At 70.4% G+C, this 11,405-nt stretch carries 14 protein-coding genes; 8 read left to right on the plus strand and 6 right to left on the minus strand.

The window, feature by feature from the left end:
- Positions 1 to 23: 23 nt before the first annotated feature.
- Complete coding sequence (locus AC30CM_RS19065; RefSeq protein ID WP_490118469.1) at positions 24 to 1,391, minus strand: acyl-CoA dehydrogenase family protein; 1,368 nt, start codon at positions 1,389 to 1,391, stop codon at positions 24 to 26.
- Positions 1,392 to 1,466: 75 nt separating this feature from the next.
- Positions 1,467 to 2,234, minus strand: a complete 768-nt coding sequence (locus AC30CM_RS19070) for a CDP-diacylglycerol diphosphatase (RefSeq protein WP_490118470.1) — start codon at positions 2,232 to 2,234, stop codon at positions 1,467 to 1,469.
- A gap of 24 nt (positions 2,235 to 2,258) precedes the next feature.
- Between AC30CM_RS19070 and AC30CM_RS19075 the strand changes: the two genes are divergently transcribed.
- From AC30CM_RS19075 to mmpH, 6 genes are all read left to right on the plus strand, one after another.
- On the plus strand, positions 2,259 to 2,792 hold the full coding sequence (locus AC30CM_RS19075) for a hypothetical protein (RefSeq protein WP_490118471.1): 534 nt from the start codon (positions 2,259 to 2,261) through the stop codon (positions 2,790 to 2,792).
- A gap of 13 nt (positions 2,793 to 2,805) precedes the next feature.
- Positions 2,806 to 3,099 carry a hypothetical protein gene (locus AC30CM_RS19080; RefSeq protein WP_490118501.1) on the plus strand — a complete coding sequence of 98 codons (294 nt, stop codon included), beginning with the start codon at positions 2,806 to 2,808 and terminating at the stop codon, positions 3,097 to 3,099.
- A gap of 40 nt (positions 3,100 to 3,139) precedes the next feature.
- Complete coding sequence (locus tag AC30CM_RS19085; protein ID WP_490118472.1) at positions 3,140 to 3,592, plus strand: PPOX class F420-dependent oxidoreductase; 453 nt, start codon at positions 3,140 to 3,142, stop codon at positions 3,590 to 3,592.
- A 140-nt stretch (positions 3,593 to 3,732) separates the two neighbouring features.
- The gene (manT, locus tag AC30CM_RS19090) at positions 3,733 to 4,992 is read left to right on the plus strand and encodes an MMP alpha-(1->4)-mannosyltransferase (RefSeq protein ID WP_490118473.1); all 1,260 of its coding nucleotides are present in this window, start codon (positions 3,733 to 3,735) and stop codon (positions 4,990 to 4,992) included.
- Positions 4,986 to 5,702, plus strand: a complete 717-nt coding sequence (locus AC30CM_RS19095) for a class I SAM-dependent methyltransferase (protein ID WP_490118474.1) — start codon at positions 4,986 to 4,988, stop codon at positions 5,700 to 5,702. Before manT ends, AC30CM_RS19095 begins: the two co-directional genes overlap by 7 nt.
- Positions 5,703 to 5,706: 4 nt before the next feature.
- The gene (mmpH, locus tag AC30CM_RS19100; protein WP_490118475.1) at positions 5,707 to 6,774 is read left to right on the plus strand and encodes an MMP endo-(1,4)-3-O-methyl-alpha-D-mannosidase; all 1,068 of its coding nucleotides are present in this window, start codon (positions 5,707 to 5,709) and stop codon (positions 6,772 to 6,774) included.
- Between the two features lie 7 nt (positions 6,775 to 6,781).
- On the opposite strand, the gene AC30CM_RS19105 is transcribed toward mmpH, so the two are convergent.
- Entirely contained in the window at positions 6,782 to 7,417 is a 636-nt protein-coding gene (locus tag AC30CM_RS19105; protein ID WP_490118476.1) for a class I SAM-dependent methyltransferase, read from the minus strand.
- Between the two features lie 52 nt (positions 7,418 to 7,469).
- Here AC30CM_RS19105 and AC30CM_RS19110 point away from each other — a divergent pair, with 52 nt between their 5' ends.
- Positions 7,470 to 8,039, plus strand: coding sequence for a TetR/AcrR family transcriptional regulator (locus AC30CM_RS19110; RefSeq protein ID WP_490118477.1), 570 nt, complete (start codon positions 7,470 to 7,472; stop codon positions 8,037 to 8,039).
- Here AC30CM_RS19110 and AC30CM_RS19115 read toward each other — a convergent pair.
- Complete coding sequence (locus AC30CM_RS19115; RefSeq protein WP_490118478.1) at positions 8,026 to 8,724, minus strand: TetR/AcrR family transcriptional regulator; 699 nt, start codon at positions 8,722 to 8,724, stop codon at positions 8,026 to 8,028. The genes AC30CM_RS19110 and AC30CM_RS19115 overlap by 14 nt on opposite strands.
- A gap of 115 nt (positions 8,725 to 8,839) precedes the next feature.
- Between AC30CM_RS19115 and AC30CM_RS19120 the strand changes: the two genes are divergently transcribed.
- The gene (locus AC30CM_RS19120; RefSeq protein ID WP_490118502.1) at positions 8,840 to 10,216 is read left to right on the plus strand and encodes a cytochrome P450; all 1,377 of its coding nucleotides are present in this window, start codon (positions 8,840 to 8,842) and stop codon (positions 10,214 to 10,216) included.
- Positions 10,217 to 10,231: 15 nt separating this feature from the next.
- Here the strand turns inward: AC30CM_RS19120 and msrA are convergent, their stop codons facing one another.
- Both msrA and msrB read right to left on the minus strand, forming a co-directional pair.
- Positions 10,232 to 10,747, minus strand: a complete 516-nt coding sequence (gene msrA, locus AC30CM_RS19125) for a peptide-methionine (S)-S-oxide reductase MsrA (RefSeq protein ID WP_490118479.1) — start codon at positions 10,745 to 10,747, stop codon at positions 10,232 to 10,234.
- A complete protein-coding gene (gene msrB / locus AC30CM_RS19130) occupies positions 10,744 to 11,256 on the minus strand; it encodes a peptide-methionine (R)-S-oxide reductase MsrB (protein ID WP_490118480.1) in 513 nt (170 codons plus the stop codon). Before msrB ends, msrA begins: the two co-directional genes overlap by 4 nt.
- Positions 11,257 to 11,405 lie beyond the last annotated feature (149 nt).

Genomic DNA, 11,405 nt, shown 5'->3' on the forward strand with positions numbered 1-11,405 from the left:
TCGCGACCCGGCCGCCGGGCGGATTACCGGCGCGGCGGTCGCAGCACCTTCATCGCGAGGTTCATCACCGGCTCCGGGACGCGGTCCTTGGCGCCGAGCGCCGCGTTTGCCGCGCGTGTCCTCGTCACGGTGCCGCGGCCGAACCACGCGTTGAGCGGACCGCCGCTGGGGGGCAGGTCCACGTGCAGTGGCGGCTTGCCGTCGGCGGCGCCCAGGGCCTTGGAGATCACGACGCGTTGGATTTCGCTGGTGCCCTCGAAGATGGTGTACAGCTTGGCGTCCCGGTACCACTTCTCGACCGGGTGATCGGTGATGTAGCCCCACCCGCCCATGGTCTGGATGGCTCTCTCGGTGGCCTCGACGGCGAGTTCGCTGGCCGCCAGCTTGGACATGGACCCCTCGCCGCGCGTGAACGGCACCCCGTTGGCCGCCATCCACGAGGCCCGCCACGTCAGCAGCCGCGCCGCGTCCAGCTTGGTGGCCAGGTCGGCCAGCGGGAACGCGATGCCCTGGTTGTCGATGATCGGCGCCCCGAAGGCCTCTCGGCGGTTGGCGTACTCGGTGACGTATTCGATTGCGGCCCTGGCGATCCCGAGCGCCTGCGCGGCCACCATGGGGCGGGTCTGCTCGAACGTGCCCAGCGTGGCCGACGACCGGCCGCCCTCACGGGCGCGGGCCAGCTTGTGCTCCAGCCGCTCACTGCCGCCCAGCAGGTTGGCGCCCGGCACGCGCACGCCCGAGAACTTCAGTTCGGCGGTGTGCGACGCGCGGCAGCCCAGCTTGTCGAGCTTGCGCACCAACTCCAGTCCCGGCGTGCCGCCCGGGACGATGAACAGGGCCTGCCCGCGGTGGCCCAGCTCCTGGTCGACGACCGCGTTGACGACGTGCACGTTGGCGATGCCGCCGTTGCCGATCCACATCTTGTGGCCGTCGATGATCCAGTCGTCACCGTCGCGGCGGGCGGTGGTGCGCAGGTTGCGCACGTCGCTGCCGCCCTCGGGCTCGGAGATGGCCAGGGCGGCGAGCTTGATGTCGCTTGGCGTGCCGAAGCATTCGGGCGCCCACTCCAGCATCTGCTCCGGCGTGGCCGCCTGCCCGATGGCCGACAGTGCCAGCGCGGGCATCACGACCGCCAAGCCGATGCCGGCGCACCCCCAGAACAGCTCCTCCATGAACATCGGCAGCGACAGTCCCGTCGGATCGCCGATCAGGTCCCGGTAGAACAGCGGACTGTAGAACCCCTGGCGCGCGGCCTCCTGCAAGACCGGCCACGGGAACTCCTGGCGTTTGTCGTACTCGCCCGCCACCGGACGCACCACCTGCTCGGCGAACTCGTGCGCTCGGCGGGCGAGGTCGTGCTGGGCGACGGTGGGTGTGAAGTCGAGGCTCATGGCGGCACCCCGGTTCTCGGATGGGTTAGGCGGACGTGACGTGGCTCATACCCAGATCGTCGCGCTCGGAATCCTCTACTTCGCCCACGCGCCGTGCGGCGGCGGGCAGGCGTCGTGGTCCTGCAGGTCCTCGCTGCTGGCTTCGGGTCCGGCCGAGTTCGCCAGCAGCACGAAGCCCGGGCGCCCGTCGGGCAGGTACGCGCCGACGACGGCCAGCGTGTGGGCGCCCATGTCCGCCCGCGCGCCGGGCACGCCGTCGGCGAGCAGGGCGAACGGATTCACCGCGTCGAGGTCGTCGACCGCCATCGCGAGGTAGCCGGCGCCGGCCAGGGGTTCGGGGAAGGGCGCCCACCCGGGCCCGACCGGGTGGCGCGCCAGGGCGTCGTGCACGTCGGCGCGAATGCAGTCGACGTGCACGTGCAGCTGATCCTGGGTGCGCGCCTCGGCGGAGTTGATCGCCAGGCCCACCCAGTCGCGCGGCAGTGGCGTCCCCGCCCGCGCCTCGACGAAGGTGCGGGCCCGCCACGCGTCGGCGAGGTAGTTCGGTGACCCGGGCTGCAGCAGCTGCGGGCTCTCGATGCCGTCGACGCGCGCGGTGGGGATGAGGAGGTACTGGGTGGCGCCCACCAGATCCTTGAGCACCGCGTAGCCGTCGGGCCCGGGTTCGACCTGCGCGCACGGGCTCGGATCCCGAGTGCTCAGCTGATGGGGAACGCACTCCCCGGACACGATGTGCCAGAGGGCGTCCGGGTCCGCGGCGACCGGGGGTGCCAGCGCGACGGCGGCTGCGCACGCAACCGCCAACCCGGGCGCGAGCGCGCGCCCGAACGTCGTGCCCCACACGGACGTCGAGCCTAGGCTAGGCGCGTGCGCGGGGCGGCGGCGCGGCTGCGGCAGCGCGACGGGGTGTCGTGCGGACCCGCCGTCGCCGTGATGGCCGCCGCGCTGTCCGGCCTGGGGCGCACCGGCAGCGATCCCGTCGACCCGCGGTGGTTCGCCGCCGAGCAGGCGCGCGTGCACCGGCGGGCGAACGTGATCTGGCCACGAGCGCTCGGCACCACGCCGATGGGCATGGCGAAGGTGCTGGGCCAGGGGCACCGCTGGCGGCTCTACCGGGGAGCGCCGCGGCGCCGCGAGGTGCTGGCCGGCGTGCTCGCCGCCGTCGGCGCGGGCGCGCCGGTGGCCATGCTGATCGGCGGCGCGCTGCCGCGGCACTGGGTGTTGATCGTCGCGGTGCGCGGATCCGAGCTGCAGTGCTACGAACCGTCCTCCGGTGAGGTGCGCCGCGTCGGCCTCGCCGCCGTGCGACGGGCCCGGATCACCGGCCTCGGCTACCGGCGGACCTGGGCCTTCGTGGTGCCGAGTGAACCGGTTCCCCACCGACCCCATTCGAACATATGATCGATGAATGGCGATGCAGTCGATCGGGCACACCGGGCAGCCGGTGCAGCCGACGTTCCGGCGCGTCGATCCCGCGGTGGTGGTCCTGGTCGACCTGGCGGCGGTGTTCCCACGCGAGCCGCATGCGCGCGGCGGTTACCACCCCTCCGGGCTGCAGCTGCACGGCGTCGTCGAGGGGCGGCTGACCTGCTGGGGCCTGTGCGAGCAGGGGTATTGGTGGGGCTGGGTCACCTACGACGTGGCCTACGGGGCCGAGCGCCGGCAGGTGGCGCACTGGGTTCCGGCGTGGACGCTCAAGCGGCAGTAGTCCGATACCCGTTAGCCCTAGACCCCGGTAGCTTGAGACGATGCCCAAGTACGCCACCGCGCACTCCGTCGATCGCGCCGCCGTGCTCGACTTCGTGCGGCCCCGGCACCACATGGTGCTCACCACCTACCGGCGCGACGGCTCGCTGCAGAGTTCGCCCGTGACCGGTGGCGTCGACGCCGAGGAGCGCATCGTCATCGCCACCTATCCCCAGCGGGCCAAGACCGCCAACCTGCGCCGCGATCCGCGCGCCAGCGTGACCGTGCTGTCCGACGAGTTCGACGGCCCCTACGTGCAGGTCGACTGCGAGGCCGAGGTGATCGACCTGCCCGATGCGGTCGAACCGCTCGTCGAGTACTTCCGGGTGATCGCCGGGGAGCACTCCAACTGGGACGAGTACCGCCAGGCGATGGTGGACCAGGGCAAATGCCTGCTCCGGCTGACGCCGCGGACGTGGGGCCCGGTGGCCACCGGAGGCTTCCCGCCCGCCTAGCGCCCCGAGGGGCCGCAGGGGATCCAGGTGGAGTCCATCGGGGTCCACCGCCGACCGCATTGCGGCGGATAGCCTGTCAAACTATAGTCTGGACACATGTCCAGAGCCCTTCCGTCGACTCTGGCCGTGGTGAGCTGAGCATGCGGATTGCCCTGCTGTCGTATCGCAGCAAGACGCATTGTGGCGGCCAGGGCGTGTACGTCCGGCACCTCAGCCGCGGCCTCGTGGACCTCGGTCACGACGTCGAACTGTTCTCGGGTCCGCCGTACCCCGAGGGGTTGGACCCGCGTGTCCGCCTCACCGAGGTGCCGAGCCTGGATCTGTACCGCGAACCGGACCCGTTCCGCGTCCCGCGACCCAGCGAGATCCGCGACCGCATCGACCTCGTCGAACTGCTCAGCACGTGGACCGCTGCGTTCCCCGAGCCCAAGACGTTCTGCATGCGCATCGCGCGGATCCTCGCCGATCGCCGGGCCGACTTCGACGTGGTGCACGACAACCAGAGCCTGGGCACCGGACTGCTGGACGTGGCGCGCCTCGGGTTGCCCGTGGTCGCCACCGTGCACCATCCCATCACCCGCGATCGGGTGGTCGAGGTCGACGCCGCGGCCTGGTGGCGAAAGCCGTTGGTGCGCAGGTGGTATGGATTCGCGGAAATGCAGAAGAAGGTGGCCCGCCAAATCCCCGAGCTGCTCACGGTGTCCTCGACGTCGGCCACCGACATCGCCGACGACTTCGGGGTGTCGCCCAGTCAGCTACGGGTGGTGCCGCTGGGCGTCGACACCGAGTTGTTCCGGCCCGCGCCGGACCGCGTGCGCAACCGCATCATCGTCATCGCCAGTGCCGACGTGCCGCTCAAGGGCGTGAGCCACCTGCTGCACGCCGTCGCGCGGCTACGCGTGGAGCGTGACGTCGAGGTGCAACTGGTGGCCAAGCTCGAACCCAACGGCCCCACCGAGAAGCTGATCGCCGAACTGGGCATCTCCGACATCGTGCACATCTCCAGTGGCCTCACCGACGAGGAACTCGCCGCGCTGTTGTCCTCGGCGGAGGTCGCGTGCATTCCCTCGCTCTACGAAGGCTTTTCGCTGCCCGCCGTGGAAGCCATGGCCAGCGGCACGCCCATCGTCGCGAGCCGGGCCGGGGCCCTGCCCGAGGTGGTGGGCACCGACGGCGAATGTGCACGCCTGGTGGCGCCGGGCGACGTCGACGACCTGGTGCGCGTCATCGGCGAGCTGCTGGACTCGCCACGCGAACTGCACCGCCTCGGTGCTGCGGGCCGCCGCAGGGCCGTCGAGGTCTTCAGCTGGGAATCCGTTGCCGCACAGACGGTCTCGGTGTACGAGCAGGCCATCGCGCGCGTCCGGGGAGGCGCTGACAGGAGGGCTGGAGCATGCTGACCGTCGACTTCGACCGGCTGGGCGTAGGTGCGGGCACCACCGTCATCGACGTGGGCTGCGGCGCGGGCAGGCATTCGTTCGAGGCGTTCCGCCGCGGCGCGAACGTCGTCGCCTTCGATCAGAGCGCGTCCGACCTCAACGACGTCGACGCGATCCTCACCGCGATGGCCGAGCAGGGCGAGGCACCCGCGACCGCGAAGGCCGAGGCCGTCAAGGGTGACGCCCTGGACCTGCCCTACGAGGACGGGACGTTCGACTGCGTCATCGCCTCGGAAATCCTCGAACACGTCCCGGCCGACGACCGCGCGATCGACGAGCTGGTGCGCGTCGTGCGGCCCGGCGGCTGGCTGGCGGTGACCGTGCCGCGCTGGCTGCCCGAGAAGGTGTGCTGGCTGCTGTCCGACGAGTACCACGCCAACGAGGGCGGGCACATCCGCATCTACCGGGCCGACCAACTGCACGACAAGGTGGTCGCCCGCGGCATGGAGTTCGACCACCGCCATCACGCGCACGCGCTGCACGCCCCGTTCTGGTGGCTCAAGTGCGCGGTGGGCGTGGAGAAGCCGAACCATCCCCTGGTCTCGGCGTACCACAAGCTGCTGGTGTGGGACATGATGTCGCGGCCCTGGCTGACCCGCAACACCGAGGCCGTGTTGAACCCGCTGATCGGCAAGAGCGTCGCACTGTACTTCCGCAAGCCGGTGGCCTGAGCCGATGCGCCGTCACGACGTCCCTGGCGTTGCGGGCGTACTGACGCCCGCGGAATGCCTTCGTACGGCGGAGGCCATCGCGGCCACCCAGGAGTCGTCGGGCGCGCTACCGTGGTTCGATGGCGGGCACACCGACCCGTGGGACCACGTCGAGAACGCCATGGCCCTGACGGTCGCCGGGCTGTGGGAGCCGGCGCGGGCGGCCTATGACTGGTGCCGCACGCAGCAGCGCGCGGACGGCTCGTGGCCCATCCAACTGCGCAACGGCGTCATCGAGGATCACAACTCGGACAGCAACTTCTGCGCCTACGTCGCCACCGGGACGTGGCACTACGTGTTGAGCACGGGTGACCGCGAATTCGCCGAGACCATGTGGCCGACCGTGAGCCGCGCCATCGACTTCGTGCTCACGCTACAGCTTCCCGGGGGCGAGATCGCTTGGGGCGCAGGGCCGAATGGCGTCGTCGAGGAAGCGCTGCTGACCGGCAGCTCGAGCATCCATCACGCCATCCGGTGCGCGATCGCGCTGTCGAACTACCTGGGTGAGCCGCAGCCGGAGTGGGAGGTGGCCGTCGGCCGCCTGGGCCACGCCATTGCCGCGCACCCGGAATCGTTCCTGCTCAAGGATTCCTGGTCCATGGAGTGGTACTACCCGGTGCTCGGTGGTGCCCTGCGGGGGCCGGCGGCATGGGAGCGCATCGACTCCCGCTGGCACGAGTTCGTGGTGCCCGATCTCGGCATCCGGTGCGTGGATCACCGGCCATGGGTGACCGGCGCCGAGACGTGCGAGCTGGTGCTGGCGCTGGACGCGATGGGTGACTCCGCGCGGGCACACCAGCAGTTCGCGGCCATGCACCACCTGCGCGAAGTGGACGGCTCCTATTGGACGGGGCTGGTGTTCGCCGACGGCAAGCGCTGGCCCGTGGAGCGCACGACGTGGACGGGCGCCGCAATGATCCTGGCCGCGGATGCCCTGTCGCGCACGACGCCGGCCAACGGGATCTTCCGGGCCGACGATCTGCCGCGGGGCCTGGAGGGCGAGTTCGACTGCGCCTGCGTCACCCGGTCCTAGCTGGGCGTCAGACGCGCTCGAGCACGCGCAGCGATCCCGTGGCGGACACCTCGCGGAAGTCGCCCGAGTCCAGTGCGCGGCGGTAGACGTTGAACGGGGCCCGCCCGCCGTCGTCGGGATTGGGGAAGACGTCGTGGATCACCAGCGCCCCACCGGAGACCACCCAGCGGGCCCACCCCTCGTAGTCGCGCTGGGCGGCCTCCTCGGTGTGACCGCCGTCGATGAACAGGAACCGCACCGGCGTCTGCCAGCCGCGGGCCACCACCGCCGACTTGCCCACGATCGCCACCACGTGATCGTCGAGACCCGCCCCGTCGAGCGTGTGCCGCAGGACGGGCAGTGTGTCGAACAGACCCGTCACCGGGTCGACCATCGTCGCGTCGTGGTACTCCCAGCCCGCCTGATGCTCCTCGGAGCCGTGATGATGGTCGACGGTGTAGAGCAGCCCGCCGCCGGCCTGCGCGGCCGCGCCCAGCATCACGGTGGACTTGCCGCAGTACGTCCCGATCTCCACGCCGACGCCGTCGCCCAGGTAGCGCACGGCGGCGTCGTAGAGGGCGCGGCCCTCGTCGGCCGGCATGAAACCGGTCACCCCTTCGGCGTAGGCGAACAGCTGCTCGGCGGCGGGGGAGAGTGCGGTCATGGGGCCAACCTACCGTTGCCGGTGCCCCCTAGTTGTAGTAGCGTCCAGACACGTGTCCGATCCGGCCTTGGAGTCGACTCGGCGCCGTCTGACCGCCAAGCAGGCCGACACCGTCGATCGGTTGGGACGAGCCGCGGTCGAGCTGCTCCAGCGCGAGGGTTTCGGCAATCTCACCGTCCGTCGCGTCGCGGCCGAGGCCGGCGTCGGCGCGGCCACCGCCTACACCTACTTCTCCTCGAAGGAGCACCTCGTCGCCGAGGTGTTCTGGCGGCGGCTCACCGCGGCCCCGCCGGCGCCGCACGCGTCCGCCGATCCCGCCAGCCGCGTGGTCGACGTCCTGCACCACGTCTCGCTACTGTTGGCCGACGAACCCGAGTTCGCGGGTGCGGTGACCACCGCGCTGCTGGGCCGCGATCCCGACGTCGAGGTGCTCCGGCAGCGGATCGGCCGCGACATCCGGGAGCGGCTGGCCCAGGCGTTGGCCCCCGACCCCGATCCCGACGTCGTCGACACGTTGGAGTTGCTGTACTCGGGTGCGCTGGTGCGTTCGGGGATGGGCTATGCGTCCTACGAGGAGATCGCACGCCGGCTGGAGGCCGCCGCACGGCTCATGCTGGGCTGACGCGCGGCCCCAAGATCGCCGTCGCGGCGACCACGGCCGGTTCGAGGATGCCGCGCAGGTCGGCGCCGTCCTCGACGGTCAGCGCGGTCAGTTCGCGCAACCCGCCCAGCAGGATGAGCGCGAGCGCCGGCGTGACGGGCGGCAGCTGCGCGCGGCGAAAGCCCGGGCTGTCGGTCAGGTCGACGAGCATGTCGGTGAGCGCGCCCATGGCACCCCGGTGCAGGGGCAGCGCGACGGCGCCGAGGGCGGGTGCCTCCCGGATCCAGCTCAGCGTGATGGCCGGCCGGGACGCGATGTGCTCGACGTACGCCGTTGCCGCGCCGAGGATTTGCTCGCGCCAGTCCGCCTCCGGCGGTACGGCCGCCCGGATGCTCGCGATCATCTGTTCGTTGTTGGCGGCCAGCAGCGCCAGGAAGCACTCCTCCTTGCTGGCGAACTCGCCGTAGAAGGTCCGCTTGGAGGTCTTGGCGTTGCGCACGACGTCGGCCACCGTGGTGTCGCGGTAGCCGCGGTCCTCGATGGCCTGGCGCAACCCGTCGAGCAGTCGGGCGCGAAACGCCGGACCCGCACTCGAGCCGTCGGGTGAGTCGGTGTCGCCCGAGTCGGTGACGCCCGTGCTGGTGACGCCCGAGTCGGCGATGCCGCCGTCGGCCACTGCGTCACCTACCGCTGCGTCACCTCCCATGGCGTCACCTCCCACCCTTGCGTCCGTGCGGTACTTGGCGGTACCGTACCCCACACGACCTCGGTACATCGCAGTACCACCACCTCGTCGGGAGATTCGCGTGAACTCACCCACCGTGGCCGGCAGTGCCAGTGCCAGTGACACTGCCAGTGCCAGTGCCAGTGCCAGTGCCCCCGCTACGCCACCCGCGACGGCCCTGCCCCCCGGACCCGGCTGGCCCGCGTTCGTCCAGGGTGTGGCGTACGCCGTCTCGCGCACCTGGACCGTGCACCGGCTGATGCGCACGCACGGTGACGTGATCTCGATGCGGCTGCCGGTGTTCGGCCCGTCGGTGATCGTCGGCGACCCACAGCTGGCCAAACAGCTGTTCGCCGCCAACACCGACGACGTGGGCAACATCCAGCCCAACCTCAGCCGCGTCCTGGGATCGGGCTCGGTGTTCGCCCTCGACCGCGGCGAGCACCGCCGCCGGCGCAAGCTGTTGACGCCGCCGTTCCACGGACGCAGCGTGAAGAACTACGAGCGCATCTTCGAGGAAGAGACACTGCGAGAGGCCCAAACCTGGCCCGACGGCCGTGAATTCGAGACCCTCGAACCGATGATGCGGATCACGCTCAACGTGATCCTGCGGGCGGTGTTCGGCGCCGACGGCGAACGGCTCGACGAACTGCGCCGCATCATCCCGCCATGGGTGACCCTGGGATCACGGCTGGCCGTCCTGCCGACCCCGGCGCGCACGTTCGGACGGCTGACGCCGTGGGGCAGGCTGGCCGCCTATCGCCGCCAGTACGACGAGGTGGTCGACCGGCTGATCGACGAGGTGCGCGCACGGCCCGACTTCGACACCCGCGACGACATCCTCGCACTGCTGTTGCGCAGCACTTACGAGGATGGAACGGCCATGTCCCGCAAGGACATCGCCGACGAACTCCTGACGCTGCTGGCTGCAGGCCACGAGACCACGGCCTCCACGCTGGCCTGGGCCTTCGAGCGCATCGTGCGTCACCCCGAGGTGCTCGCGGCATTGCAGGACGAGGCCGCCACCGACGACAACGCCTACCGGCAGGCGGTGATCCTCGAGGTGCAGCGCGTCCGCACCGTCATCGACTTCGCCGGTCGGCACGTCTACGCCCCGGCATTCCAGCTGGGCGAATGGTCGATTCCACGTGGGCATTCCGTCACCGTGGCCATTCGAGAGCTGCACCAGCGCGAGGCCGACTTCCCCGATCCGCTGCGCTTCGACCCCCAGCGCTTCGTCGACGACAAGCCCTCCATGACCGCGTTCCTGCCCTACGGCGGGGGCACCCGGCGCTGCGTCGGCGCGGTCTTCGCCAACGTCGAGATGGACGTCGTGTTGCGGACGGTGTTGCGGCACTTCGAGATCGAGACGACCACCGCGCCGGCGGAGAAGACCCATTCGCGCGGGGTGGCGTACACGCCCAAACGCGGCGGGCGCGTCGTCATGCGCCGACGCGCCACGCCGCTGCGGTGAGAGGAGGCACGGCGCCTACGACGCCGCATGCTCCCGCTTGGGCAGCTTCCAGCCCGGGCGCGGGAAGTGGCACGTGTACCCGCTGGGGTAGCGCACCAAATAGTCCTGGTGCTCCGGCTCGGCCTCCCAGAACTCGCCGGCCGGCGTCACCTCCGTGACCACCTTGCCCGGCCACAGTCCCGACGCGTCGACGTCGGCGATGGTGTCCTCGGCGACGCGCTTCTGTTCGTCGTCGAGGTAGAAGATGGCCGACCGGTAGCTGCTGCCGACGTCGTTGCCCTGTCGATCCTTGGTGCTCGGATCGTGGATCTGGAAGAAGAACTCCAGCAGCGCGCGGTAATCGGTCTTGGACGGGTCGTAGACGATCTCGATGGCCTCGGCGTGACCCGGATGGTTGCGGTAGGTCGGGTGATCGTTCGTGCCGCCCGTGTAACCCACCCGCGTCGTGACCACGCCGGGCTGCTTGCGGATCAGGTCCTGCATCCCCCAGAAGCAGCCACCCGCCAGAATCGCGGTCTTGGTTTCCGTCATGCCGTTGCCTCCTTGAACATCTGCCGATAGTGGCCGTAGCCCTGCTCCTCGAGCTGGTCGAGGGGGATGAATCTCAGCGAAGCCGAGTTGATGCAGTAGCGCAACCCGCCCTCGGCCCGGGGTCCGTCGGTGAACACGTGGCCGAGGTGGCTGTCACCATGCGCCGAACGCACCTCGGTGCGCATCATCAGGTGGCTGAAGTCGCGCTTGGTCACCACGTTCGCCGCGTCGATGGGCCGCGTGAAACTGGGCCAGCCCGACCCGCTCTCGAACTTGTCGACCGACGCGAACAGCGGTTCGCCCGACACCACGTCGACGTAGATGCCGGCCTCGTGGTTGTCCCAGTACTCGCCCGTGAATGGACGCTCCGTGCCGTTCTCCTGGGTGACGCGGTACTGCTCGGGTGAGAGCGCGTGCACCGCGGCGGGATTGCGGTGATAGCCGACCGCGTCCTGCGGGGCGTCTCCATCGTGCCGCTGCACCGGGTCCCGCGTGTCCTTGCGTGACATGGCCACTCCTTCCTGAACACGACCACCGTGAACACCACCACGCGTCACCGGCGGTGACACGTCCGCCCCGAGTACAACCTCGACCGTGGTCGAGATCATCCTTCGAGGATGCCCGATCGCCGTCGTGAGGTGACGTCGCGGGAGTACCC

Source organism: Mycobacterium sp. DHQP2018-32-09 (assembly GCF_058148405.1).

What these genes read in the sequence shown, in the direction of transcription:
- AC30CM_RS19065 (WP_490118469.1), bottom strand. Translation starts at nt 1,391, where the DNA reads ATGAGCCTCGACTTCACACCCACCGTCGCCCAGCACGACCTCGCCCGC.
- AC30CM_RS19080 (WP_490118501.1), top strand. Translation starts at nt 2,806, where the DNA reads ATGCAGTCGATCGGGCACACCGGGCAGCCGGTGCAGCCGACGTTCCGG.
- AC30CM_RS19085 (WP_490118472.1), top strand. Translation starts at nt 3,140, where the DNA reads ATGCCCAAGTACGCCACCGCGCACTCCGTCGATCGCGCCGCCGTGCTC.
- manT (WP_490118473.1), top strand. Translation starts at nt 3,733, where the DNA reads ATGCGGATTGCCCTGCTGTCGTATCGCAGCAAGACGCATTGTGGCGGC.
- AC30CM_RS19095 (WP_490118474.1), top strand. Translation starts at nt 4,986, where the DNA reads ATGCTGACCGTCGACTTCGACCGGCTGGGCGTAGGTGCGGGCACCACC.
- mmpH (WP_490118475.1), top strand. Translation starts at nt 5,707, where the DNA reads ATGCGCCGTCACGACGTCCCTGGCGTTGCGGGCGTACTGACGCCCGCG.
- AC30CM_RS19105 (WP_490118476.1), bottom strand. Translation starts at nt 7,417, where the DNA reads ATGACCGCACTCTCCCCCGCCGCCGAGCAGCTGTTCGCCTACGCCGAA.
- AC30CM_RS19115 (WP_490118478.1), bottom strand. Translation starts at nt 8,724, where the DNA reads ATGGGAGGTGACGCAGCGGTAGGTGACGCAGTGGCCGACGGCGGCATC.
- msrA (WP_490118479.1), bottom strand. Translation starts at nt 10,747, where the DNA reads ATGACGGAAACCAAGACCGCGATTCTGGCGGGTGGCTGCTTCTGGGGG.
- msrB (WP_490118480.1), bottom strand. Translation starts at nt 11,256, where the DNA reads ATGTCACGCAAGGACACGCGGGACCCGGTGCAGCGGCACGATGGAGAC.